The 25489-nt window shown below is 70.6% G+C and carries 22 protein-coding genes; 13 read left to right on the top strand and 9 right to left on the bottom strand.

The window, feature by feature from the left end; genetic code table 11:
- Positions 1-51: 51 nt before the first annotated feature.
- The gene (locus tag AB0367_RS24635; protein WP_366228757.1) at positions 52-927 is read left to right on the top strand and encodes an AfsR/SARP family transcriptional regulator; all 876 of its coding nucleotides are present in this window, start codon (positions 52-54) and stop codon (positions 925-927) included.
- Positions 928-941: 14 nt separating this feature from the next.
- Here the strand turns inward: AB0367_RS24635 and AB0367_RS24630 are convergent, their stop codons facing one another.
- Positions 942-1664 carry a M24 family metallopeptidase gene (locus AB0367_RS24630; protein ID WP_366228756.1) on the bottom strand — a complete coding sequence of 241 codons (723 nt, stop codon included), beginning with the start codon at positions 1662-1664 and terminating at the stop codon, positions 942-944.
- A gap of 74 nt (positions 1665-1738) precedes the next feature.
- Between AB0367_RS24630 and AB0367_RS24625 the strand changes: the two genes are divergently transcribed.
- The 3 genes from AB0367_RS24625 (at position 1739) to AB0367_RS24615 (ending at position 3003) form a co-directional block, all read left to right on the top strand.
- Complete coding sequence (locus AB0367_RS24625) at positions 1739-2080, top strand: MOSC N-terminal beta barrel domain-containing protein (RefSeq protein ID WP_366228755.1); 342 nt, start codon at positions 1739-1741, stop codon at positions 2078-2080.
- A 29-nt stretch (positions 2081-2109) separates the two neighbouring features.
- Positions 2110-2553: an MOSC domain-containing protein gene (locus AB0367_RS24620; RefSeq protein ID WP_366228754.1), complete on the top strand. Its 444-nt coding sequence runs from the start codon at positions 2110-2112 to the stop codon at positions 2551-2553.
- A 111-nt stretch (positions 2554-2664) separates the two neighbouring features.
- Positions 2665-3003, top strand: coding sequence for a gamma-glutamylcyclotransferase family protein (locus tag AB0367_RS24615; RefSeq protein ID WP_366228753.1), 339 nt, complete (start codon positions 2665-2667; stop codon positions 3001-3003).
- A gap of 25 nt (positions 3004-3028) precedes the next feature.
- On the opposite strand, the gene AB0367_RS24610 is transcribed toward AB0367_RS24615, so the two are convergent.
- The 4 genes from AB0367_RS24610 to AB0367_RS24595 all read right to left on the bottom strand — a co-directional run bounded on the left by AB0367_RS24610 (position 3029) and on the right by AB0367_RS24595 (position 5139).
- The gene (locus AB0367_RS24610; protein WP_366228752.1) at positions 3029-3502 is read right to left on the bottom strand and encodes a hypothetical protein; all 474 of its coding nucleotides are present in this window, start codon (positions 3500-3502) and stop codon (positions 3029-3031) included.
- A gap of 15 nt (positions 3503-3517) precedes the next feature.
- Positions 3518-4003: a hypothetical protein gene (locus AB0367_RS24605; RefSeq protein WP_366228751.1), complete on the bottom strand. Its 486-nt coding sequence runs from the start codon at positions 4001-4003 to the stop codon at positions 3518-3520.
- Between the two features lie 260 nt (positions 4004-4263).
- Entirely contained in the window at positions 4264-4860 is a 597-nt protein-coding gene (locus AB0367_RS24600; RefSeq protein ID WP_366228750.1) for a hypothetical protein, read from the bottom strand.
- A 135-nt stretch (positions 4861-4995) separates the two neighbouring features.
- Positions 4996-5139 (bottom strand): hypothetical protein, encoded by a 144-nt coding sequence (locus tag AB0367_RS24595; protein WP_366228749.1) that lies wholly within the window; start codon positions 5137-5139, stop codon positions 4996-4998.
- 175 nt (positions 5140-5314) lie between these two features.
- Between AB0367_RS24595 and AB0367_RS24590 the strand changes: the two genes are divergently transcribed.
- The gene (locus tag AB0367_RS24590; RefSeq protein ID WP_366228748.1) at positions 5315-6079 is read left to right on the top strand and encodes an oxidoreductase; all 765 of its coding nucleotides are present in this window, start codon (positions 5315-5317) and stop codon (positions 6077-6079) included.
- Positions 6080-6136: 57 nt separating this feature from the next.
- On the opposite strand, the gene AB0367_RS24585 is transcribed toward AB0367_RS24590, so the two are convergent.
- Positions 6137-6547, bottom strand: coding sequence for a YidB family protein (locus AB0367_RS24585; protein ID WP_366228747.1), 411 nt, complete (start codon positions 6545-6547; stop codon positions 6137-6139).
- 187 nt (positions 6548-6734) lie between these two features.
- On the opposite strand from AB0367_RS24585, the gene AB0367_RS24580 reads away from it, so the two are divergent.
- Positions 6735-7643, top strand: a complete 909-nt coding sequence (locus tag AB0367_RS24580; protein ID WP_366228746.1) for a hypothetical protein — start codon at positions 6735-6737, stop codon at positions 7641-7643.
- Positions 7644-7786: 143 nt separating this feature from the next.
- On the opposite strand, the gene AB0367_RS24575 is transcribed toward AB0367_RS24580, so the two are convergent.
- Positions 7787-9556, bottom strand: a complete 1770-nt coding sequence (locus AB0367_RS24575; protein WP_366228745.1) for an ABC transporter ATP-binding protein — start codon at positions 9554-9556, stop codon at positions 7787-7789.
- Positions 9557-9633: 77 nt separating this feature from the next.
- Positions 9634-11373 (bottom strand): ABC transporter ATP-binding protein, encoded by a 1740-nt coding sequence (locus tag AB0367_RS24570; protein WP_366228776.1) that lies wholly within the window; start codon positions 11371-11373, stop codon positions 9634-9636.
- 472 nt (positions 11374-11845) lie between these two features.
- On the opposite strand from AB0367_RS24570, the gene AB0367_RS24565 reads away from it, so the two are divergent.
- The 5 genes from AB0367_RS24565 (at position 11846) to AB0367_RS24545 (ending at position 21917) form a co-directional block, all read left to right on the top strand.
- Positions 11846-14623 (top strand): peroxidase family protein, encoded by a 2778-nt coding sequence (locus AB0367_RS24565; protein WP_366228744.1) that lies wholly within the window; start codon positions 11846-11848, stop codon positions 14621-14623.
- 168 nt (positions 14624-14791) lie between these two features.
- Positions 14792-16363, top strand: a complete 1572-nt coding sequence (locus AB0367_RS24560; RefSeq protein WP_366228743.1) for a discoidin domain-containing protein — start codon at positions 14792-14794, stop codon at positions 16361-16363.
- Positions 16364-16540: 177 nt separating this feature from the next.
- Complete coding sequence (locus tag AB0367_RS24555; RefSeq protein WP_366228742.1) at positions 16541-18367, top strand: DUF4118 domain-containing protein; 1827 nt, start codon at positions 16541-16543, stop codon at positions 18365-18367.
- Positions 18368-18505: 138 nt separating this feature from the next.
- On the top strand, positions 18506-18844 hold the full coding sequence (locus tag AB0367_RS24550; RefSeq protein ID WP_366228741.1) for a hypothetical protein: 339 nt from the start codon (positions 18506-18508) through the stop codon (positions 18842-18844).
- Positions 18845-19004: 160 nt separating this feature from the next.
- Complete coding sequence (locus tag AB0367_RS24545; RefSeq protein ID WP_366228740.1) at positions 19005-21917, top strand: BTAD domain-containing putative transcriptional regulator; 2913 nt, start codon at positions 19005-19007, stop codon at positions 21915-21917.
- Here the strand turns inward: AB0367_RS24545 and AB0367_RS24540 are convergent.
- Positions 21859-22665: an SDR family NAD(P)-dependent oxidoreductase gene (locus tag AB0367_RS24540; protein WP_366228739.1), complete on the bottom strand. Its 807-nt coding sequence runs from the start codon at positions 22663-22665 to the stop codon at positions 21859-21861. The two genes, AB0367_RS24545 and AB0367_RS24540, sit on opposite strands and share 59 nt — an antisense overlap.
- A 224-nt stretch (positions 22666-22889) precedes the next feature.
- Between AB0367_RS24540 and AB0367_RS24535 the strand changes: the two genes are divergently transcribed.
- Positions 22890-23846, top strand: coding sequence for an alpha/beta hydrolase (locus tag AB0367_RS24535; RefSeq protein WP_366228738.1), 957 nt, complete (start codon positions 22890-22892; stop codon positions 23844-23846).
- 221 nt (positions 23847-24067) lie between these two features.
- Complete coding sequence (locus AB0367_RS24530; protein ID WP_366228737.1) at positions 24068-25405, top strand: condensation domain-containing protein; 1338 nt, start codon at positions 24068-24070, stop codon at positions 25403-25405.
- The last annotated feature ends 84 nt before the right edge of the window (positions 25406-25489 follow it).

Below are 25489 nucleotides of genomic sequence, written 5' to 3'. Positions count from 1 at the left end.
TCGGTATCCGTCTCGGTGCCCGGCGGTGTATGGCCAGGCGACGATGGAGGCATGGACAAGCCGGGAGTATGGCTGCAGGTGCTCGGCCCGCTGCACCTGTTCGACGATGGACGCCCAGTGCGGCTCGGCGGCGTGAAACCGCGGGCCGCGCTCGGTTACCTGCTGCTGCGGGCCAACCAGGTCGTGGCGACCAGCGACCTGTTGCACGCCCTGTGGCCGCACGACGCCCCGCCGAGCGCGCGCAAGGTCCTGCAGAACGCGATCTCTGGACTGCGCGGCCTGTTGCGTGCCGGTGACGACGGGATCGCGCTGGTGACGCATCCATCGGGGTACTCGCTGCGGGTGCCGCCGGACCGGCTCGACCTGTCCCGCTTCGAGCGCCTGGCCGAGCAGGGCCGTGCCGAACTGGCCGCCGGCGCGTGGGAGCCCGCCGCCCGGTCGCTGCGCGCGGCGCTGGCGCTGTGGCAGGGCCCGGCCCTGGCCGATCTGGCCGAGTCGGGCGTGGCCTGGCCGGAGCTGGCCGGTCTGCGCCGCGCCCGGGCCGCCGCGCTGGAGGACCTCTTCGAGGCCGAGCTCGCGTGTGGGCGCCACCACGAGGTGAGCGTCGAGCTGGAGGCGATCGTGGAGCACGAGCCCGACCGTGAGCGGCTGTGTGCCCAGCTGATGCTGGCCCTGTATCGCTGCGGCCGTCAGGTCGACGCCCTCGCCCTGTACCGGCGGGTCCGTAACCGCCTGCTCGACGGCTACGGGCTGGAGCCCGGGCCGCGGCTGCAGGCCCTGGAGCGGGCCATCCTCAACCACGACACAGCACTGGACCTCGCCGCGGCGGCACCGCCAGTGCCGGCCGTGCCATCCGGGTCGTCGCGGGGCGCCGGCCGGCGGCCCCGGTTCTACGCCGCGTGCGGCAACACGGGCGCCTGGACGTAGCCGGTAGCGCCCGGTCAGCGCGGCTCGTGCTGAAGGTCTAGGAGCTGCTCGTAGAAGCCACCGAACCCACGCTCCCGGTCCACGAGATGCAACTCGAGGATCCAGTGGCAGGCGCGGCCGGTGGAGTCGGTCCGGCGCAGCGGCTGGTCGCTGCCCGCGGTGATGTAGTAGGTCACCTTGTCGCCGTCGATGCGCTCGTGCGGGAACTCGCCGAGCAGGTGCCCGGTGTGCGTGATGCCGAGCTCCCAGCCGGCGTCGGCGATGAGGCCCAGCATGTGCGTGAACAGCTCGTCGCCGGTGATGTCCGGCCGGTCCAGGAAATACGTCTGCCCGGCGGCGAAGATCGTTGCCAGGTCGGCGTTGAGGCGGTGCTTGACAGGGTCGTCGCCGAGGACGAACGTGCGGCCGAAGTCGGCCTCCCAGCCGTCGAAGATCGGCCCGAAGTCGGCGAACACGATGTCGTCGGCGTCGATGACCCGGTCCGGCGGGTTCCCCCGATACGGCTGCAGCGTGTTCGGGCCGGACCTGACGATACGTTTGTGCCAGTAGTTGCGCACCCCGAACATGTCGTGCGCCAGGTCGCGGATCGCGTCGCTGACCTCCCGGTCACGGCGGCCCGCCGCGATCAGCCCGCGCCGCTCGACCTCGGCGAACAGCTCCATCGCGTTGACCTCGGCGGCCAGCAGCCGCGCCGCCCGCTGCGACTCCGATCCGGTGACGACCTCAACCCCGCTCATCCCACGACCGTACCGCTCGAAGCCCGGTGCACCGGCTACGGTTGTCAGTGATGCGGATCTCTTGGAGGTAAACGGTGGGAGAGATCGTCTGGATAGGCCGCTATCCGGTCAAGTCGATGCTCGGCGAAGATCTGCGCGCCGCCGTCCTCGACGAGACGGGTATTGACGGTGACCGGCGCTACGCGCTGATCGACGAGCAGACCGGCCTCGTCGCCAGCGCGAAGAACCCGCGCAAATGGCGCACGTTGCTGACCATGACCGCCCGGCACGACGCCGACGGGCAGGTCACGATCACCCTCGCCGACGGCACGGTCGTCCGCCACGACGACCCGTCGGCCGGCAGGCTGCTGTCCCGGGCCGTCGGACGTCCGGTGCGGCTGGGACCCGTCCCGAGGGTGCGACCCTCGAACGGTTGACACCCCCCACGGAACCCTCGCCGGGGGCAATGACCCGTGGCTCGCTGTCGGCCGGCACGCCGGGCGACACCTTCGTGGACTTCGCCGCGGTGCACGTGCTGACCACCGCGACGCTCGACGCGCTGGCCCGCGAACATCCCCGGCACGCGATCGACGCCAGGCGCTTCCGGCCGAACATCGTGGTGCGCATGGACGACGACGTGCCGTTCGCCGAGAACACCTGGCCCGGCCGGACCTTGACCCTCGGCGCCCGGGCGGCCGTCCACGTCGTGGCACCCACCCCGCGATGCGCGGTGCCGACCCTCGCCCAGGGCAACGGCCTGCCCGACGACCCGGACGTGCTGCGCACCGCCGCCCGGGTCAACCGCGTCCCCGTCCTGGACCTGGGCACGCTCACCTGCGTCGGTGCCTACGGCGCGGTCCGCGAAGGCGGGCACCTGCGCGTCGGCGACCTCGTGACGGTGACGGCTTGACCGCTCCTTTGATCTGATGACCTCACGCATCGTGTCGCGTCGATCCTAGAGGCCGAGATGCGCTCCCGGTTGCGTGCCGGCCGGATCCGCCTGCCCGGCAGGATCCCGGGCATGCCTCTGCTCTTCTCGTACGGCACACTGCGGGACCCCGCGGTGCAGCGGGCCAATTTCGGCCGGGAACTCGACGGCCGCGACGACGCGCTGCCCGGCTACGCGACGCGACTGCTGGAGATCACCGACCCGGACGTCCTCGCCCTCAGCGGCGAGACCCACCACCCGATCGTCGTGGCGACCGGCGACGACACCGACAGCGTCCCCGGCGTGGTGTTCGACGTGACCGACGACGACCTCGCCGCCGCCGACGAGTATGAGGTCGACGACTACCACCGCATCCTGGTGTCGCTGGCGTCCGGTGTGCGGGCGTGGGTATATGTGAGCGCCACCGCATGAGCGCCGGTGATCTCGCTGCCGGTGGTCACGGGCGGAGGGCGCGGCGATGTTGAAGATGAACGCCGATGTGCCCGATGCCGAGCACGGCCGTTGCGGCGATCAGCGGCAGGAGACGTCCGTAGATGCCTAGGAGCAGGAACGCGGCGATCGGCAGGACGGCGAGCGGGACGGGCACGCCGAACAGACTCCGGTAGAATTCATGCGATGTTCGCCGGCTGCGGAAGTAGCGGACCCAGGACAGTTCGTATGTGACCATGGCCGCCGCAGCCGCGACCAGCCACCACGACCACGGCGACCAGTGGCGCGGATTCGTGTCCGCGAAGATGAGCGAGGTCGTCGTGGTGAGCGCCTGTCCGGCTCGCTCGGCGATCCGCAACACGCGGTTCTCGCCGCTGGCGTCGTATCCCGCAGGCTTGGCGGTCCGGCTCCACACAAGGTTCGGCACGAACAGGGCCAGGAGGAACACGGCGCCAACGAGCGAGAACCCGAACTGTCCCATCGACATCACCGCCCCTCAGGGAAGGCGTAGGTAGGCGCGCTCGACGGGCAGCAGCGGCAGTGCCGCGAGGGCGACGCCAGTCCCGCCATAGACCAGGTGCAGCCAGGACCATCCAGGCAGATAGATCAGCTGCAGTGCGATCCACGCCACCTGACCGAGCCCCAACGCGATCGTGGCGGACCACGACCAGTGATGTCCGGTCCATCGAAGCGCCCGGGCCAGCCACGGCCAGTCCGGTCGGGCGACCAAGCCATAGGCGGTGACGAGCGAGCCCACGCCGAAGCCTGTCCCGAGGACCAGGCCGGGCAACAGCCAACTGTCGATCAATGGCAAGCGGTCCAGCCAGTCGGCGGGAAAGGAATCAGCGATCCACCCGCCCAGCGCCAGGTCGATGCCACTCGGCACCGCGCTGAGCCCGAGGAACACCAACAAGGCGACGGTGACCAACACAGATCTTGGTCTGTGCCCAGTCGCGCCCACAACCACCGGCCTGCTGTTCACCCACCCAGGGTCCGTGCTGGCAGGCCACGCTGCCAGGGCATTCATGCCCCCAACCGCCAGGACCATCAGACCGGACGACAACACAGACTCCAAGGCAGACCCGGCGCAGCGCGGTGGTCTCGATGAACACCGCGCTCGGTGACGCGCCGGAGCGGCTCATCGCGCAGCAGCGCGCGGCCGACACACTGGTGGACGGGGCACTGTGCCGGAGCTGAACCGGCGCCAGGTGGCCCTGCGGCGCCGGTGGCAGCAGCGCGCCGTCACCGCGGGTTCTGGCCGTAGGCTGGGGTCGCGTGGATGCCCGTGCCGTACTCGTACCGCAGGCGAGCGTCTGCCATGAACCGCGCCGCGTGCGGTAGCACGGGGTGGGAGCCGACCTTGCCGACTGCCATGCGGCGGATGACCCGATTGAGCCGGCTGGAGGCGCTTGTGACCGCCGCCCAATTCCAGGCAGACGGATGACCGAGTCGCCGCAAGGTCGCGGCCCACGCCAGGGCCCGCTTCTGCGTGTTGTGGTTGGTGTGGCTCCAGCGCAGTTCCTCGCACCCGACCGTTGCGCCGTGCTGGAGCTGAACGAGACCCCAGCCTTCGCAGGAGTACCGGAAGGTGGCGCCGCCAAGCGCGCCCGGAAGGAGATTGATGCGCTCCGCGATCGGCCCCGGTCCCGACCCGATGACGAACAACGCGAGGTCTCGTCCCTGCGGATCGTCGGGCATCTCAGCGACGGCGTGGAACTCGCGTAGCGTACGGTCCGGCTCCGAGCACGATTCGTAGACCCGGAACAAGCCAAGATCGAACACGGCCTCAAGGACCGCGGGCCAATCGTCGTCGGCAGCGTAGAAGTCGAGGTTCGGCACGATCTCACTATCCCGTTCGGCGCGGAGCGCAGCGCAGCCGCGCGCGGTGTGCTGATCACCCACCCGGAATGGCCGGCGAGGCGGTGATCGAGACCAGCGGCATTGCCAAGTCGCCGCGTCCGCGTTACGTGGTGCTCAGCCCTGGGTGGACAGCTGCGCGATGACTTCGATGGCCGGGGACTTCGGCGCGGTCTTGACGCCGACGACGTTGATGTCGAACGGCTCTGGCGCGTTGGGTGGGAACGCCGTGACCTCGGTCGGATTGGTGCCGGCCGCCACGATCGGTCCCTGGGCACCCGATCAGACGACAATCATGAGAAAGGGCTGACCAGCGGCGCGATATACGCCGGCGCCCTCGGCCGCGACTCACCGTGATCGCGACCTGCGATGTCGCCGCACCTGGCACAGTCGAACGACTCAAGCCACGACGGCCCATGCCCGCTCTACTGGAGCGATGGAACTGGAGTTGCAGGACCGAGTTGCCGTGGTCACCGGGGCGAGCCGAGGCATCGGGCTGGCAGTCGCCCAAACACTGCTGCGCGCCGGCGCGCGCGTGTACGCGGGAGCCCGCCGTAGCGCGCCCGAACTCGCCGCCGACGGCCTGACCATGGTGCAGGTCGATCTCGCCCGCCCGGAGGGTCCGGCGGAGCTGATCGCCGCCGCCGGCGACCGCATTGACGTGCTGGTCAACAACGTCGGCGGCGCACCGGCCCGTACCAACGGGTTTCTGTCGGTGACCGACGACGACTGGCTGGAGACGCTGAACCTCAACCTTCTCACCGCGGTCCGCGCCACCCGGGCCGCTCTGCCCGCGATGCTTGCTGCCGGTCGAGGATCGATCGTCAACGTGTGCTCGGTCAACGCGGTGCTCTCCGACCCGGCGGTCATCGACTACAGCGCCGCCAAGGCCGCTCTGGCCAGCTTCTCCAAGGCACTGTCCAAAGAGGTCGGTGTACGCGGGATTCGAGTGAACACGGTGAGTCCCGGACCGGTTGCGACCGCTCTGTGGCTGGGCGAGGGCGGGGTGGCGCAGACGGTCGCCGGCGCGACCGGCGACCCCGCCGCGGTGGCGCGGAAGGCGGCACGCGAGATGCTCACGGGACGATTCAGCCGGCCGGACGAGGTCGCCGAGCTGGTCGTCCTGCTCGCGAGCGATCGCAGCGCCAATGTGACCGGCAGTGACTTCCGTATCGACGGCGGCCTCGTGCCCGTCTGGTGAGTGTGACTGGCCGCGGGTGGACCGGCGGAACCGGTCCACCCGTGACCCTGGCCTCGGTCAATACAGGTGCGGGCCAAACGGACCCGACGTCTGGTCGCCCGCGACAGCCGCCGCGTCGAGCTCACGCCGCAGCTCGCTCGTGCGCAGGAGATTCCCGCCGGGAGTCAACGTATCGACAAGATGTGGCAGTAACGCCGAGAGCTGCCAGGTGACATCCACCGCGCTGCTCTGCGCGTACCCGGCCAGGTCGTTGATGACCTCGTCGCCGAACGCGGCGCGCACCTGGTCGACGGTGATCGGACTGTTCTCGACGCTGTCGGACAACCAGCTACGACGCTGGTCGGCATCGCTGGCCTCCAGCAGGCGCGACAGCATCGCCCGCAGCCGGGCAGGACCGGGTTCGCCGCCGAAGGACGCATGTCCGGTGTGAGCCAACCCGAAGACGACGACCCGGACCTCCGGGTCCACTTCCATTGCCGGGAATGCTAGGAGCGCTGCACAGGCACCGTCTTGCGTCATGCGACTGACAGACATACGGCGCGGCTGGCGTCAGTCCGAGATTTCGTCCGGCGGTGCTGACCGATTCCGACGACATCCTGCTGCCGACTCTCGGTGGAGCCCTGAGAGGCAGCCGCGGGTCGTATCATTGAGCGCCATGCGGAGCCGGTGGGGGGCCGTGGTCGTCGTCGGGGTGGCGCTGGCCGCCCTGGCAGGAGTCGCCAGCTGCGACGGCAGGACGGCGGTCGCGCCGGACCCGCCGGGGCCGCTGCCGTCGGGCGTGGCACCCGAGGCCGTGACGCGGTGGGCGTGGTTCCCGGCGGACCGCACGCCGCGGCCGGTCGTGCTGCTGGACGAGGTGCCGCTGTCGTCCGGGTTCTCCGACGGCCCGGCCCAGGAGGCCTTCCGGCACGGCCGGTACCTGCTCATGACGCAGGAGCCGTTGCCGCAGGCGCCGGCGAAGACCGTCACCGTCACACTGCCCGGGCAGCCGGCCGTGCTCCTGCCAGTCCTCGGCGCGCAGGAGGCGTTCGTCGCGCTCGGCAACGTCAAGCCGGGCAACGCGGCGTCCGGCGCGGCCGAGCCCACGGGCGTCGTGCGGATCACCGCGGTGACGTTCGGCTCGGCGATGTTCCGGACGGACCGGGGCGACGCGAGCCTGCCCGCCTGGGTGTTCACGGTCGAGGGGAGCGGCGGCCCGGTGCTGTGGCCCGCCCTCGCGGCCGACGGCTACGTGCAGGCATCCACCAAGGTTCAAGCGCCGCCGCTCGGTCCGGCCACCGCCCGCGGCAGCACCGTCACGATCCAGCTCGAGGCACCCGAACCGGCCTGCCCGGGACAGCCGGAGCACCGCTACGAGCCGGTCGTCGTGGAGTCGCCGCGGGTGGTTGCGATCGGGCTGCGGGCCGTGGTGAGCGGCACGGCACCCGGCCCGGCGAACGGCAGCTGCGGGCACGTGGCGCTGCTGCGCACCGCCGAGTACGAGATGCGCCTCGCCGCCCCGCTCGGCGCGCGGCTGCTGGTCGGCGCCGACGGCACCCCGATCCAGGTCAACCAGGTCTATTGATGCCTTGAAGATCCTGGCCTGTGTCGTTGCCAGGTAGATGGGGTGAGGGTGTCCAAGATCGGCGGCTCACGATGATTTCTCGAAGGCCGTAGGGCGGGCCGTCTTCCGAATGCTCACCGACGGCTTCGTACAGAGGTCGAGGCTCAGCCATTGCCGGTGTGCCAGACCTGGTGGAGTTGGGCGAAGCGGCCCGGCGTCGCGAGGAGTTGCTCTGAGGCGCCGTCTTCGATGATGTGCCCGTCGGACATGACCAGTATCCGGCCGGCGATGCGGATCGTGGACAGACGATGGGCGATGATCACAGCGGTGCGTCCAGCCAGCACGGTGCGCATGGCGTCGTGGATCAGGCGTTCGGTGGGGATATCGAGCGAGGATGTCGCCTCGTCGAGGATCACCACCGACGGGTTGGCGATCAAGACCCGGGCCAGCGCGATCAGTTGCCGTTGCCCGGCCGACAGGCGACCGCTGCCGCCGGTGAGGCGGGTGTCGTAGCCGTCTGGCAGATCGGTGATGAACCTGTGGGCGCCGACGGCGGTCGCCGCCGCTTCGATGTCGGATCGGCTGACGCCGGGATGGCCGAGGGCGATGTTGTCAGCGACAGTCGCGGTGAACAGGAATGCTTCCTGGGGCATCAGCACCACGGTGCTGTGGAGTTCGTTGGTGGGAAGGTCGCGCAGGTTGACTCCGTCCAGGACGATACGGCCGCCGATGGGGTCGTAGAGGCGGGCCAAGAGCTTGACCAGCGTGGACTTGCCGGAACCGGTAGCGCCAATGACAGCAACGGTCTGGCCGGCGGGGATCGCCAGGTTCAGGCAGGGCAGCACTGTCGTGCCGGTGTGGTAGGCAAAGCTGACCTGTTCGAACAGCACCGTGCGGCCCTGTCGCCCGGCGGGCTGTGCTGGCAGCCGGGTCGGGTGGGTTGGCTCGTTGACGGTGGGTTGCCGGGTCAGGATGGTGGCGATCGCCCGTAGGGACGCCGATGCTGACTGGTAGGCGTCCAAGACCCCGCCAAGTTTGAGAGGTTCGTCGTAGAGGCGACGCAGGCTGAGCACGACCGCGGCGAAGATGCCCAGTTCGACGCCGCCGGTGGCGACCCGGTAGGCGCCCCAGAGCACCAGGGCGGCGACAGCGATGTTGGCGACAAGCCGGGAGGCGGTGACGTAGCGGGCCATCTCCAGGCCGGCGGTGCCGTTGAGGTGCTTGTGGTGGCCGTTGAGCTCGGCGAAGGCCGTGTCGTTGGCTCGTTCGTGTCGCAGCGCTTGGACGGCGCGGATACCGGCGAAGGTTTCGGCGGTCTTGGTGGTGACCGTGGCGAGGGCCTCTGATCGGCGGGTGTAGACGGACGCCGAGCGATGCCGGAAGGAACGCATTGTCGCATACAGCGGCACGATGACGGCCAGGGCCGCTGCGCCCAGTGGCCAGTCCAGGTACAGCAATGTGGCGGTGATGGTGACGGTGGACAAGCCGGCGGTCACGATCTGCTCGATGCTGCCGTCGAGTAGTTCGCGGAGGGCCTCCACGTCGCTGGTGGCGCGAGCGGTGAGCCGCCCGGAGGTGTACTTCTCGTGGAAGGCGAGATCCAGTCTCTGCGCGTGGACGAAGATGCGGTCCCGAAGGTCGGCCAGCACGTCTTGACCGACGCGGGCGGAGGCGGTGACGAACCGGTACTGGGCGGCGCCGGATACCGCCGCGCACAGCAGGTACCCGGCGGCGATAGAGACCAACGGGCCAGCGTGGTGCGCGCGTAGGGCCGGCACTGCCCGGTCGAAGGCGTAGGCCACCAGCAACGGCCCGGCCTGCTGCGCGGCCTGCCGGATCAGCAGGACGGCCACGGCCACCCCGATGCGTCGGGCGTGTGGCCTCAGCAAGGACCCCAGCAGTGCCCGCGCGGCGCCACGGGGCGCTGCGGGCATCTCGTGGTCGCGTGAGCCGTCAGGGTCTGCGGCGGAGCGGGCTCTGCCAACAGGTGTCGTATCGGAGGCCGCCGCGGTCATTGGATCGCCACCGGCGTCATGAGGGCCACGTATTCGCGGCTGGCTCTCAGCAGTTCGTGATGGGTTCCGGTAGCGACGATTCGGCCACCGGACAGCAGGGCGACCCTGTCGGCGAGCATCGCGGTCGAGGGCCGGTGCGCCACAATCAGGGCCGTCGTGGTGGCCAGCACACGGCGAAGCGCGGCCTCGACCAGCGCCTCAGTATCGATGTCGAGAGCCGAGAGCGGATCGTCGAGTACCAGCAGCCGGGGCCGGGCGGCGACCGCCCGGGCCAAGGCCAGCCGCTGACGCTGCCCGCCCGACAAGGTCATGCCCTGCTCGCCAAGCCGGGTACCGGCGCCGTGGGGCAACGCGCGCACGAACTCGTCGGCTTGGGCGATGCGTAACGCCCGCTCCAGCTCCGCGCGGTCGGTCGAGCCGGTACCCATCAGCACGTTGTCGGCGATACTGGCTGAAAACAGGGTGGGCTCTTGGAACGCGACGGCGACCAGGCCGCGCAGCCGGTCGCGGGGGATTGTGGCGATGTCGACCCCGTCGAGACTGATCCGGCCCGAGGTCAGCTCGTACAGGCGCGGCACCAGCGCCGCCACGGTGCTCTTGCCGCTGCCCGTGGCGCCCACCAGGGCCACGCTCTCGCCCGGCTCGATCCGCAGGCTGAGCCCGTCGAGGACATCCGGCGACCCGGCGGGGCTGCCGGGATAGCGGAACCGGATCTCGTCGAACACGAGCCCGGCCGGTGCCCAGCCGAGTGGGGCCGGAGGTTCGTCCCTTGGCCGGTCAATGGCGGCGGGCGTATCCATGACCTCCAGGTAGCGCTCAGCCGCGCTGGCGGCCGCGTTGCTGAGCGCCAACAGCTCACCGGTGGAGTCCACCGACGGCTTCAGCGCCAGGGCGATGGCCACGAACGCCAGCAGCGTCCCGGCCGACACCGTCCCATCGGCCACCTGCGCCACACCCAGAACCAGCACCGAAGCCACGGCGATGTCCGGCAGTACCGACAGCAGTACCGACACCACCGCCAGCAGACGCGCCTTGCCCAACTCGGTGTCGCGGAGCCGGTAGGCCAGCTGCCGGAACCGGCGGGCCTGCTCACGGTGGTGCCCCAGGCCCTTGATGACGCGGATGCCCAGTATCGACTCCTGGACGATGGTGGCCACCTCACCGACCTGATCCTGCGCCTGCCGGGCCGCCGCGGCGTAGCGGGCCTCCAGCAGCGCGCACAGCGGCAGCAGCACCGGCACTGGCGCCATCAGCATCAGCCCCAGCAACCACTGCTGAGCCAGCAGGATCACACACCCCACCACCAACGTCACCGCGTTGACCACCAGGAACGGCAACGCCACCGCCAAGAACCCGTGCAGCAGTTGCAGATCCGTCGTGGACCGGGACAGCAGCTGGCCCGACGACCACCGCTCGTGTGCGGCGACCGGCATCCGCTGCACATGCCGGTAGAACGCCTGACGCATCCCCGCCTCGATCTCGGCAAGCGGACGCGCCACCAGCCAACGCCGCACCCCGAAAATCCCGGCCTCGGCCGCGCCCAGTACCAGCAGCAGCCCACCGCCCAGCCACACCCCGGCCGGGTCACGGTGAGCCACCGGCCCGTCCGCAACCCACTTCAACACCAGCGGCATCAACAGCGCCAGAACCGACGCGACGGCGGCGAGGACCGTCGCCGCGGCCAGGCGTCTGCGTATCGGCCGTACCCACGGCCACAGCCGGGCTAGGGACCGCACCGCGGAGCGGGCGGATGGATGCTCAGGCGATCGGACAGTCAAGGACGGCATCAGCAGTACACGGTAGAAGCCGACACGAGTCGGCACATCTCGATATCGGCCCGTTGCCGCCAGGAAGCGGACGTTCTCCAGCCGTGGCATCGGCGCCCGACCACGCCTCGAACGCCCAGCCGGAGCGGGTGACAACCCGCTCCGTCCACTCGAATATCGTCGCGACCTGATGCGGCACCTGGCTACCCGTATCGCTCGGGCAGTACCTCGCGATCTCGCTGGCGCTCCGTCGTGGCCCGTCCTTCCGAGGTTGCCGGCCCAGGCCGGGGCACCGGCTGTCTGATCGAGGACTCCGCAAGAGTGAACGCCGGGGGCTTGACGCCGAGGCCGTCCACCCCTGACTCTGTGGAGTCAGGAGAGCGCTTTCTGCTCAGGTTCGCGCGGATCGCCGCGCGAGACACCACCCCGAGCAGGGAGAGTCATGCATTCTGTCCTCCGGCCGGTCCGCCGCCGGCCCCGCCGTCTCGCTGCCCTCGTCACCACCGTCGCGCTCGCCGCCGGCACGCTCGTCGCCGGTTGGGCGGGCCCCGCCCGCGCCGCCGGGGTCCCGCTGTCGCAGGGCCGGCCCGTCGTCGCCTCGTCGGCCGAGAACGCCGGCACGCCCGCGTCCGCCGCCGTCGACGGCGACTCCGGCACCCGCTGGTCCAGCGCGTTCAGCGACCCGCAGTGGCTGCGCGTCGACCTCGGCGCGCCGGCCGCGCTCAGCCAGGTCGTCCTCGCCTGGGAGAACTCCTACGCCACCGCCTTCGAGATTCAGGTCTCCGACGACGCGACCACCTGGACGTCGGTGTACTCCACCACCACCGGCACCGGCGGCACCCAGACGCTCACCGTCGCCGGCACCGGGCGGTACGTGCGCCTGTACGCCACCGCGCGGCACACGCAGTACGGGTACTCCCTGTGGGAGCTCAAGGTCTACGGCTCGTTCGTGCGCACCGCCTGTGCCGCCGCCGACGCCGCGCGGGGGCGCCCCGCGACCGCGTCGTCGGCCGAGAACGCGACGACCCCGGCCGCGGCCGCCTTCGACGGCAACCCGGCCACCCGCTGGTCGAGCGCGTTCAGCGATCCGCAGTGGATCCAGGTCGACCTCGGCGCCCCGAAGCGGCTGTGCCGGATCGTGCTGAACTGGCAGAACTCTTACGCCTCCGCCTTCAAGATCCAGGTCAGTGCCAGCGGAACCGGCGGCTGGACCGATGTCTACAGCACCACCGCGGGCGCGGGCGGGCTGCAGACCCTCACCGTCGCCGGGACCGGGCGCTACGTGCGCGTCTACGGCACCGCGCGGCACACGCAGTACGGCTACTCGCTGTTCGACTTCGAGGTGCACGCCGCCGCCGACGCGCCGATCCTCGGCACGTGGGAGGCGGAGACCCTCGACGGCTCCGGCAACAACCCGGGCGCGGCCGAGCGCGGCCGGGCTGGCACCGTGTACCGCCGGGTCGCCGCGCCCCGCTACGCCGACGGGCGCGGCCAGATGGTCGCCGGCCCCAACCCGCGCGTGGTGTCCAACCGCGTCTTCAACGACATCAACGTCAACGTGTTCTCCGAGCGCGGGGTCACCCAGTGGGGCAATGTGTGGGGCCAGTTCATCGACCACACCATCGGCCTGCGCGAAGACGGCGGCGCCGCGGCCGACATCCCGTTCAACGCCACCGACCCGCTCGAGTCGTTCCGCGACGACCTCGGCGTCGTGCCGTTCACCCGGACCCCGGCCGCGCCCGGCACCGGTGCGAGCAACGCGCGCCAGCAGGTGAACACCGTCAGCTCGTACATCGACGCGTGGGCCGTCTACGGCGGCACCGACGCGCGGCTGGACTGGCTGCGCGACGGCTCGCAGGACGGCGACCCGGCGAACAACAGCGCCACCCTGCTGCTGCCCGGCGGCTACCTGCCGCGAGCCGACAGCCGGGGCAACGCCGCCGCCGCGCCCGCCATGCAGCTCGACGGGCGGCTGCTCGCCACGCCCGCGCACGCGGTCGTGGCCGGGGACGTGCGGGCCAACGAGAACATCGCGCTGACCGCCGTCCAGACGCTCTTCGCCCGTGAGCACAACCGGATCGTGTCGCTGCTGCCCGCGTCGCTGTCGCAGCAGGACCGCTTCCAGATCGCCCGGGCGGTCGTGATCGCGGAGCAGCAGTACATCACTTACAACGAGTTCCTGCCCGCCATGGGCGTGGTGCTGCCGGCGTACCGCGGGTACGACGCCGGCGTCGACGCGTCAGTGTCCAACGAGTTCGCGACCGTCGGCTACCGGGCGCACAGCCAGATCCACGGCGAGATCGAGGTCGAGGCCGACGCTGTGCGCTACAGCGCCGCGACCCTCGACGCGCTGCGGGCCCAGGGCGCCGAGGTGAGCGTGGCGGACGGCGAGGCCGACGTCGCCATCCCGCTGAACGTGGCCTTCTTCAACCCGGATCTGGTACCGCTGCTGCAGCTCGGCCCGCTGCTGGAGGCGATCGGCAGCGAGTCGGAGTACCGCAACGACGAGCTCATCGACAACCAGCTGCGCAGCGTGCTGTTCCAGGTGCCGGTCGGCGGCAACCCCGGCTGCCTCGACGGCCCCACGCTGCCGCAGTGCTTCCACGGCGTGCTCGACCTCGGCGCCGTGGACCTGCAGCGCGGCCGCGACCACGGCATGCCCTCCTACAACCAGCTGCGCGCCGCGTACGGGCTGCCGCCGCGCACCTCGTTCACCGCCGTCACGGGCGAGGCCACCGACGCGTTCCCGGCCGACCCGCAGCTGACGCCCGGCCACGAGATGGACGACCCGAACAGCCTCGACATCGTGGCCCTGTACGACATCGCCGGCAACCCGACCACCCTGGCCGCCGACAACGCCACCCGGGTCGTGCGCCGCACCACCCTCGCCGCCCGGCTCAAGGCCCTCTACGGCAGCGTCGACAACCTCGACGCGTTCACCGGGATGCTCGCCGAGGCCCACACGCCCGGGTCCGAGCTCGGCGAGCTGCAGCGGGTGATCTGGACGGAGCAGTTCGCCGCGCTGCGCGACGGCGACCGCTTCTTCTACGCGGGCGACCCGCTGCTGGCGTACGTCCGCGACCACTACGGCATCGACTATCGCCGGACCCTGGGCCAGCTCATCGCGCTCGACACCGACATCCCTGCGGCCGAGCTGCCGGCGGCCGTGTTCCGGCTGCCCGGCGCGCCGGAGATCGCTTTGGCAACGATTGGCAAGTGACTATTGATCGACGGAGCGTGATGGTAGCGTCCGTCAGCAGAGAGCGCTCTCCGCTCCATCACACCCGTCGAGCTCTTACCGCCAGGGGCTTTCCACGGCCATTTCCCTCCGAACGCCGCGTCGTCGGCGTCGATCCGCCGCGCCCGCCCACTACCCAATGGAGTCGGCATGCACGAACCCCGAATCACCACCGCCCGGCGCGCCGCCCGCGCCGGCGCGGTTCTGCTGGTCCTGTCCGCGCTCGCCCTGGCCGCCACCCCGGCCCTGGCCGCCGACGTGCCCGCCGCGCCCGAGGAGCTCGAGCTGCACGCCGGCGCGGACTCCTCGATCACCATCGAATGGCCCGCGGTGCCGGGCGCCACGAGCTACCGCGTCTACCGCGGCACCGCCTCCGGCGCCGAGGGCACCACCCCGATCGCCACCACCACCGACACGGAGTACACCGACTCCGGCCTCAGCCCCACGCCGATCTACTTCTACCAGGTCACCGCGGTCAACGCGGCCGGCGAGTCGGCCCGCTCCGGCGAGGACGCGTCGAAGACCCCGCCGCCCGTCGGCACCGGCGGCAACGTGCCCGGCGTGGTGTCGGGCAACTCGCTCGTCTTCTACTGCAAGGACGCCCTGCTCGGCGGCTTCGATTGGTTCCAGACCCTGACCGGCTGGTTCCCGCAGGTGCTCGGCTCCTCCGGCGCCGCCTCGCCGGGCGGGCGGGTCGTCGACATGGCCTACTCCGCCGAGGGCACCATGACGTTCAACAACGTCGTGGTGCCGGCCGCCGGCCTCTACACGCTGGACTGGCGCTACGCCTTCCAGGGCGGGCTGTTCCCGGGCGTCAACAACCGGCAGATGGGCCTGCGGGTCAACGGCGCGGTCGTCACGACGACGCAGAGCTTCCCGATCACCGGGAGCTTCGAGGTGTACCAGCACTCGGCCCTGCAGGTCCAGCTGCGCGCCGGGGTCAACTCGGTGCAGCAGTTCGCCGTGACCGACCACGGACTGTCCAGAGTGGACGAACTGATCGTCACGCCGGCGAGCGCCTCGTCGCCGAGCGGCCCGGCGAACCTGCGCGCCACCCCGGGCAACGCCTCGGCCACGCTGACGTGGACCGCCAGCGCCTCCGGCGCGCCGACGTCGTACCGCGTCTACCGCGGCACGAAGTCCGACGGCGAGGCGACCACCCCGGTCGGCACCGTCGCCGGGGGCGTCACCACGTTCACCGACACCGGCCTGCAGAACGGCAAGCAGTACTTCTACTTCGTCGACGCGGTCAACGCCGCCGGCGGCTCCCCGAACTCCAACGAGGTCACGGCCACCCCGGCGGCCGGCACCGGCGGCGGGGGCGGAGGCGGGGGCGGCGGCTCGCTCTCCCAGGGCCACCCGGCCACCGCCTCGTCGGTGGAGAACGCGGGCCTGTCCGCGGCCAACGCCGTCGACGGCAGCGCCACTACCCGCTGGTCCAGCGCCTTCGCCGACCCGCAGTGGCTGCAGGTCGACCTCGGCGCCGCGCACCAGGTCAACCGGGTGGTGCTGAACTGGGAGGCGGCCTACGCCAGGGCCTTCCAGATCCAGACGTCGGCCGACGGCGTCGCCTGGACCACCGTCTACAGCACCACCACCGGCGCCGGCGGCACGCAGGACCTGACCGTCACAGGCTCGGGGCGCTACGTGCGCGTGTACGGCACGCAGCGCGCGACGCAGTACGGCTACTCGCTGTACGAGTTCCAGGTGTACGGCACCTGACCGTTACTCCGGGGGCGCTCTCAGGCGGGGGCGCCCCCGGCCCGGCCGCGCCGTGGCACGACAGCGCGGCCGCTGACCAGCAGGCCCGCCAGGTCGGAAGGCGACCTTGCCGATCGGAGCCGATTCGGCCCGAGTCGTGCGCCGGGCGTCTTCATGAATCGGGCTAAAATACTTTAAATGCATGTCGGTTCGCTGTCCTGGCTGGTGCGACCGACACCCCCGCCTCGCGGCTTGGGGATCGCGGTCGCCGTCTTGCTGATCGTGGTGGAGACCCTCCTGGTCTATCTACTCCGGCAGTTCATGACACCGTTCTACCCGGGCATGATCTACATCGTCGGGGTGCTGGTGACCTCGATGGTGTGGGGAATGTGGCTCGGGCTCGCCACCGCGGTGGCGAGCACCGTGGCGTTCGTCTTCTTCTACGTTCCGCCCGTCGGCGGGTTCGTCGTCTCCGATATACGCCAAGTCGTCGGGCTGGCGGTCCTGCTCATCGTCGCGGTGGCCACGAGCGCGGTGGCGGATCTGTCCCGGCTGCGCGCCGTCCAAGCCGGGGAATCTGATCTCACCGCAGAGACGGCCCGGCTGCTGCTGCACGCAGACGAGCTGCCCGCGGCGCTGCCCGCGGTCGCGCGGTGCATCGCGCGATCGCTCGAACTGCCGGACGCGGCGATCCACCTCGCCGCCGTCCCTGGTGATGCCCGGCACTTGGCGTTTCCGCTGCGCGCCGGCGCTGCCCAGCTGGGGACCCTGGTGGTGCCGGTCGGCGTGCCCGAGCGGACGGTCCTGCGGCTGCGGCAGCGGGTCGTGCCGTCATTGGCGTCGCTGCTGCACGCCGGCTGCGAACGGGCGGCCGTGCTGGACTCGTTGGAGGCAAGCCGGGAGCATCTGCGCCAGTTGGCCGCCGAGCAAGCCGCGTTGGGGCGGGTGGCGAACCTCGTGGCGCACGGCGGTAGTCCATCCCAGGTCTTGGACGCGATCACGACGGAGCTGTCCGGGCTGCTCGGCGAATACGCCACGTGGCTGTGTCGCTACGAACAGGACGGCACGGCCATCGTCGTCTCGACCAACCCGCCCTTCCAACGGCCGGACCAGATGCGCTGGTCGTTGGAGGGCGAGGACGTCCTGGCGATGGTGTGGGACACCGGCCGCCCTGCCCGGATGGACAGCTTCGAAGCCGCCGTCGGCCGCGCCGCCGAGCTCGCCCGTGAGCAGGGCATCCGCTCCGCGGTCGGGGTGCCGATCGTCGTCGAGGGGCGGCTGTGGGGCATGGCGGGTATCGCGTCCGCCGAGTCCGAGCCGCTGCCGCCCGACACCGAGGCCCGCGTCGCGGGCTTCGTGGACCTTGCCGCCACCGCCGTCGCCAACGCCGACAGCCGGGCCGAGCTCGCCGCGTCCCGGGCCCGGCTGGTCGCCGCCGCGGATCAGGTCCGCCAGCGTATCGAGCGCAACCTGCACGACAGCGCGCTGCAGCATTTCCTCGCCGTCGCGATGCACCTCGGCACTGTGCAGGCGAGCCTGCCGCCGGAACTGGAACAGACCAAGGCGGAACTGTCGGATGTTCTGTGCGACCTGAACAGTGCCGTGAACGACCTGCGGGAGATCTCGCGGGGCATCCATCCGACGTTGCTGGCAGCGGGCGGTCTGCCACCCGTGCTCAAGGCACTCGCCCGCAGATCGCCCGTACCGGTCGACCTCGATCTGCGCAGCTGCCCGCGCATGCCTCCCGTGGTTGAGACGGCCGCGTACCACGTCGTGTCCGAAGCACTGACCAACGCGGCCAGACACGCCCACGCCTCGGAGGTGCGGGTGCGGGCGGCGACCCGGGACGGCATTCTGCACCTGTCGATCCGTGACGACGGCGTCGGGGGCGCCGACCCGCACCGCGGGACCGGACTCACCGGCCTCCGCGACCGGGTCGAGGCACTCGGCGGCCACCTCACCATCACCAGCCCCGCCAGCGGCGGCACCCTGCTGCTGGCCACCATCCCGACCGCATCCTCGTAAACCGGCTGATCACAACTTCGCTGCGGTGGCCGCGACCTCCAGCTGGTACACGATCCTGAACCCCTCCGGAGCAACGGCGGGGGAGGGGCCGGTCTTCGGCTTGACTTCGAGCGCGCTCTCAATTCTACGGTCGAGGTCATGACTCCCACGACGGCGCTCGACACCCAGAGTGACGAACTCGGCCGGCGCCGGCGGCTGCTCGTGCTCGCGATCTGCTGCGCCGCTGTGATGGTCGTGATGCTGGACATCTCCATCGCGGGAACGATCGTGGGCTCGTCCCTGGCCGACGGAGGAGCGGCATACACGACCGCGGAGCAGGGCGTGTGGTGGATGATCCTGGCCCTGGGCGCCGGCATCATGGTCCTGGGTTTCGTCTGCAACGGGCGCTGGGCCAGGAGCACCGCCGAGCGGGCGGCGACCCTCTTCGACGAGGTGGACCGCGGCGCGGACACCCGTCCCGCCGCGGCCCGCAGCTGACAGTCCGATGCCGAGCGCCTGGCACGACGGCATGCCGCCCGGTGATGCCGGTCACCGTCGAGGTCAAGTTCGTACTGTCATACATGCGGCTGACAGTCGAATGGTGCGTTGGGAACCTTCGGGATACGAGGTAAAGATCCAGACCCGCACGTGAGGTGTCGTGAACATCGCCGCTGCATCCGATGCCCGGGTGGACCTGACGCTCGGTGTGCTCGGCCCGACCGTCGTGCTGCACGACGGCCGGGCTGTCACCGTCGGCGGCCCGGCACCGCGTACGTTGCTGTGCCGCCTGGTCATCGCCAATGGCCGGTTCGTGTCGATCGACGCGTTGGTCGACTGCCTGTGGCCGCACGACCCGCCGCCGAGTGCACGGATCACCGCGCAGGGCTACCTGTCGGTCCTACGCCGGGCACTCGAGCCCGGCCGTCTGCCACGGCAACCCGGACGGGTGCTGATTCGAGACGGCGCCGGGTACGCGTTGCGGTTGGGGTTGATCACGCTCGACGCCGAACGGTTCGGCGCGGCGGTGACCCAGGGACGGGACCTGCTGGCCGGCGGCGACGCCAGGTCCGCGCTGGTCCGGTTCGATGAAGCGCTGGCCCTCTGGCGGGGACCGGCGTACGCGGACTGCGCGGACCACGAGTTCGTGGTCGCGGAGTCGCAACGGCTCCAGGAGCTACGGACCGGTGCCGTGGAACACCGCCTGGCCGCACTCATCGAGCTGGGCGCGCACGAAACGGCCGCCGCTGGGCTGCGGGCGTTCCTTGTCGAACACCCGCTGCGGGAGCGGGGCTGGGCGTTGCTGGCGCAGGCGTTGTACCGGGCAGGCCGCCAGGGGGACGCGCTGGCGGCGCTGCGAGACGCGCGCCACCGCCTGATGGACGAGCTCGGCGTCGAGCCCGGACCGGAGCTGGCCGAGTTGCACCACGACATCCTGGACCAGGCGCTCACGCCAGTGCCGTCACCGTTCATGGACCGTGCCGGTACCAGGAGTTCGAGTAACCTGCCGCATTCGATCTCGACACTGGTGGGGCGGGTCGGCGAACGGCAGGTAGTGTCCGACCTGTTGAGCCGGCACCGCCTGGTGACCCTTACCGGCGCGGGCGGCATGGGCAAGACGAGGCTCGCACTGGCGGTGGCCGGTGCGCGCAGGGACGCCGACGGCCCGTGGTTCGTCGAACTGGCCGGCCTGCACGAGCCCGCTGTGCTTGCCGGTCGGCTCTGCGCGGCTCTGCAGATCACCGGCACGGGTGGCATCGACACGTTGATCGCGGCGCTGCGCTCCCGTGCGATGCTGATCGTTCTGGACAACTGTGAACATGTGGCCGGTGCCGTCGGTGCGCTCGTCTCCGCGCTGCTCAGTGCCTGCCCGAATGTCCGCGTCCTGACCACCAGCCGGCAATCATTGCGCGTCGACGGGGAGCATCTGTTCGAGGTCCCGCCGTTGTCGAGCGGCGTCGAGGGCGAGGCGGTCACGCTGTTCATCGAGCGGGCCGCCGCCGTGCTGAGCGGATGGTCACCGGGCGCGGACGAGCGGCGTCTGATCGCCCACCTCTGCGCGGCCCTCGACGGTATGCCACTAGCCATCGAGTTCGCCGCCGCGCAGTGCCGTGTCCTGTCACCGCGACAGATCTTGGAGCATCTCGACGACCGGTTTGCGCTGCTGTCCGGGGAGCGCACCAGCTCGCGGCACACAACGCTGCTGGGTCTGATGGACTCGTGGTACGAACTGCTCAACGATGCGGAACGGGAGGCGCTGCAGGCGTTGGCGGTGTTCGAAGGTGGGTTCGCGTTGTCCGCGGCCAAAGCGGTGACCGGGCGAAGTGACACCCTGATCGACCTGACCAGCCTGGTGGAGAAGTCGCTGGTGACGGTGGTGAACGGCGACGACCGGCGTTACGTGATGCTGGAGACCATCCGCCAGTACGCATTGCGCCGCACACCCGTCGACCGTCGTGACGCGCTGGGCGGCCGGCACACCGCCTGGATCCGTGAGCTGGCGGACATCGCCGGCGACGAGCTACGCGGGCCCGACAGCGCCACGTGGATGCGGTTGCTGCACATCGAGAGCGACAACGTGCGTGCGGCGATGCGCAGGGCGAGCGCGGCCGGGGACACCGCGGCCGTGCTGCGGATCGCCGGTGGACTGTACTGGTTCTGGTACCGGCAGGGCCGTGTCGATGACGGTCTGCACTATCTGGAGCCGGCGCTACGGCAGGCTGATCCGCGGATTCACGAGCACGCGCTGGTCGCCCGCGCCGCCATGGGGCTCGCGCTTCTGCGATATGTCGGCGGAGCGCGTGGCCAGGTCGCGGAGGCGTTGGCGTTGGCCGGGCGGCACGGTGCCGCCACCGATGACCTGGGGGTGCGGGCGCAGGTCCTCGCGACGATCGCGTACTTCGAGGCTGCCGACGGCGCCGCGCAGGCGGCGGTGCGACACGCGGCCGAGGCGCTGGCACTCGCCCGGTCGGTGGGTCACCATGCCACGGCGGCGGAGGCGCTGATGTGTCTCGGCGAGGCACAGCGCCGGTCCGGCCTGGCGGTGCAGGCGGAAGCGACGCTCGCCGCCGCCCTGCGCGAGGCCGACCGGTGCGGTCACGGCTGGGCGACGGTGTCCGTGTTGTGGTTGATGAGCAAGATCGAGCTGTCGCTGGACCGGCCCGGCAAGGCCACGGTGCTGGTCCGGCGGATGCTCGAGGAGGCCCACCGCCGCGCCGACACGACCGGGTGGCTGGTGAGTGTGGCGATGTACGCGCATCTCATGGCCCGCGCGGGCCGGGCCGAGGACGCGGTGGAACTGCTCGGTACGGTGCGGTCGCTGGGTGATCGCGTGGGATACCAGGCCGAGGCGATGGACGCCGAACTGGCGGGCTACCTCGCGGAGATACCGTCGGGCAGCCCGCCGGACCGGTTCGCGGCGGCTGAGGCGCGCGGACGCGACCGTTCGGTGGAGCAGACGATGGCCTGGCTCCGGTCAGACCCACCGTTCGGGGATCAACGGTTCTCGTCCAGGGTCACGGTGCCGGACGTCCGTGCGGAGCGGACGCCTCCTCGGGCAGTTGGACGCCGGTGAGGTCACCGCAGTATGCGAGCAGGGCGTCCAGCACCGCCGGGTCCAGAACGGCCTCGGACGGCCGCCAGTCGCGTTCGCTGAAATAGTGCCCGCTGATCAGGACGTCGGGATCGGTGCCGGCGGCGAGGCGCACCTGGGCCCGCGCGGCGTCGTCGGGGCTCGTCGGCGCCGCGTCGCCGCCCATCTTGGTCCGCACCCACCCAGGGTCGACCGCGTTGCTCAGCGTCCCGGGCCAGCGACGGGCGACGGCGACGGCGAGCATCAAGTCCAGCAACTTGGAGGTGGAGTACACCTCGGAGCCATTCCACGGTCGACGGTCGTACTGCAGGTCGGCGAAGTCGATGACACCGTCCGCGGCCATTGCCGATGACACGAACACGAGGCGCTCCGGCTGGGCGAGCAGCGCCGTCAGCAGGTACGGCGCGAGAACGTTGACCTGGAAGGTCGACTCCAGCCCGTCGCCGGTCAGCTCCCGCTGCGAGCTGTCCAGCCGGGCGATCCCGGCGTTGTGCACGATGGTGTCGAAGCGTCCGAAGGCGACCAGCGACCTGGCGAGCGTCGTGGTCTCTTCGAGCGAGCGCAGATCACCCACCGCGATCCCAGCCGCTGCCGGGAGCGCCGCCTTGGCGACCGCCGCCCGTGCCTCATCGCGGGCGTGCAGGACCACGCGATGCCCCCCGGTGACGAGCTGGGCCGCAGTTCGCAGGCCGATGCCGTCAACCGAGCCTGTGACAAGAATGTTGCGCATGAAGTCCCTTTCGTCGTATGCCGCTCCACAATGGCCGCAACGGTTGGGAATCGGCTGGAACCTCATTGGGAATCGTCTCGGCCACCTCAGTCACCGCATCTCCAGGCTCGTCGCCAGTCCCGCGTCTGATCGTTGATCGAACGCGTCGCGGTGGGGCTGTCCCCCTTCAAGGACGGGGGGATGGCTGGATGTTCGCGTGTCCGCTTCGCCGACAGGCTTGACGTATGTCGATTTCCACTTCCCGCCGTGGCATTGTCAAACTCGCGGCGGCGGCACTCACCGGCATGGCGGCCGTCGGCGTCGCTGGTGCCGCACCTGCCGCCGGTGCGCCCGCCGGAGAGCGGCGGGGCATCTCCCGGATTCGAATCCGGACCGCTGCCGGTACCTTCGACGCCGTCGCCGCCGGGCCGGCGTACGGCAGGCCGGTGCTGCTGCTCCACGGGTTCCCCGAGTTCGGCATCGAGTGGGAGCATCAGTTGCGCGGACTCGCCGCGGCCGGCTACCGAGCGGTCGCGCCCGACCAGCGCGGCTACTCCCCGGGTGTCCGTCCGGTCGGTGACGACAAGTACCGGCTCGATCACCCGGTCGCGGATGTCCGTGCGATGGCCGACGCCTTGGGATGGCGAAGGTTCGACCTGGTCGGACACGACTGGGGCGCGGCGGTCGGTTGGATCGTGGCCGCGCGGTACGCCCACCGGGTACGCAGCTTCACCGCGGTCTCCGTGCCGCATCTCGGCGCATTCGCCGAGGCGTTGCGTGAGGACCCGGTGCAGCAGGAGGCGTCGAAGTACATGGACACCTTCCGTCAGCCGAGCCCGATCCCGGAGAACAAGATCCTCGCGTCGGGCCCGCCGGTACTACCCGGCGTTTCAGCGCAGAAGTGTGCCGAGTACTTCCGGCGCCTCTGCGAGCCGGGCGCCCTCACGGCGGCCCTGAACTGGTACCGGGCCAACGACTTCCAGGGCTACTCGCAACCGGTGCGGGTGCCGACCCTGTTCGTCGCAAGCATGCGCGACCCGTTCGTCGCCCCGTCCGGCGTCCAAGCGACACGCCGGTGGGTCACGGGACCGTATCGGCTGGTGAACCTCGACGGAGTGGGCCACAACATCCCGGAACAGGCCGCCGGGACGATGACCACCCTGCTCCTGACCCATCTGACCGGCGGCGGTTCCTCCCGTTGACGCGCCGACGCGGCCGCCTACAGGTACCGCCGCAAGCGGCGACCGGTCCGGCTCGGACGCCGGGCGCCGGGTAGTGGTTCGTCTTCGGTCTCCGCCCTCGCGACCCTGGCCCGCAGACGCGCCCGAAACTCGTCGCGCTGCCGTTCAGTATCTGTTAAGACTCCGTACGATAAGGTCCGGGTGATCGATGGACTTCGCGGCATCACGGAAGGGTCAGTGGCATGGCGGAACAGATCATTGTCGCCTTTGAGGGCGAGGGTTCCGGCGTCGACGACCTGTCCTGGGGCCAGCTGGACCTGTGGATGGCGATGAGGCGCCAGAACTCCTGGATGCCCATCGGCGGTGCGTTCGCGTTGCCTGCCGGCACGAGCCTCGCCGACGTCGTGGAGAACCTCCGCTACCTGATGAACCGCTATCAGCCGATGCGGACCCGGCTGCGCTTCGATGCCGAGGGCCGACCGTCCCAAGTGGTTTCCAGCTCGGGTGAGATCGCGCTGGACGTCGTCGCCGTGGACGACGACGACCCCGCGGAGATCGCTGAGGCGATGCGGCGGCGCTACGAGGAGACTGACTACGACTTCGAGACGCAGTGGCCGCTGCGCATGGGCGCGGTGACGCAGGCGGGGCTGCCGACGCACCTGGTCATGATCATGTGTCACCTGGTCGCCGACGGTTCGGGCGCCGCGCTGATGATCGCCGAGCTCGACGCCCGGGTAACCGCGCCGGCCAAGGGGATGCAGCCGCTGGAGCAGGCCCGATGGCAGCGTTCGCCAGCCGGTGTCCGGCAGAACGAGGCAGCGCTGCGCTATTGGGAACGGCTGCTGCGGACCATCCCGGCGCGCCGGTTCGCAGGCTCGGACGACCCGCGGCAGCCACGCCATTGGCGGGGCGAGTTCAGATCCCTGGCTCTGCAGCTGGCGACGCAGGCGATCGCAGACCGGGCCGGTGTGGACGCCTCGGCGGTGCTGATGGCCGTCTACGCGGTGGCGCTGCACCGGATGACCGGGATCAATCCGGTGGTGTTCCGGCCTACGGTGAACAACCGATTCCGCCCCGGGCTCGCCGACGTGGTGTGCACCGTTGCCGAAAGCGGTCTGTGCGCGCTGGACGTCGCGGGGGTGCCCTTCCCGGAGGCACTGACGCGAACCCGGCAGGCGGCGATGACGGCGTACAAGCACGCCTACTTCCATCCGGTACACCTGGACGACCTGATCGCGAGAGTGGCCCAGGAGCGGGGCCCGGACTTCGACATCGGCTGCTTCTACAACGACCGTCGCATCAACACGCGAGCAGCCTCGACCGGCCCGGCGCCGACGCCGACGCCGGAACAGATTCGCGAGGCGCTGTGCGGCAGCCACACGACGTTTCGCTGGATGGTCCAGCAGGATGATCCCTTCGAGAGGCTGTTCGTCCACATCGACGACGTACAGGACATCATGCAGATCACCTTGTTCATGGACACCCATTTCGTCTCGCCCGCCGATGCGGAGGCGTTCCTGTACGGGATGGAGGAGGTCGCCGTCGAGGCCGCGCTCGACCTGGTACCTCAGCCGAGCTGAAGCCACCCATAGCGGACGCTGCCCTCGTTTCGGTTTCACCGACAACGGGAGAGGACCTGAACGACAGGCACCTCGCCGCGTGGC

Source organism: Dactylosporangium sp. NPDC051484 (assembly GCF_040689395.1).
Lineage (GTDB): Bacteria > Actinomycetota > Actinomycetes > Mycobacteriales > Micromonosporaceae > Dactylosporangium.
Note: the sequence above shows the minus strand (reverse complement) of the source record. Positions and strands in the feature narration are given on the sequence as shown.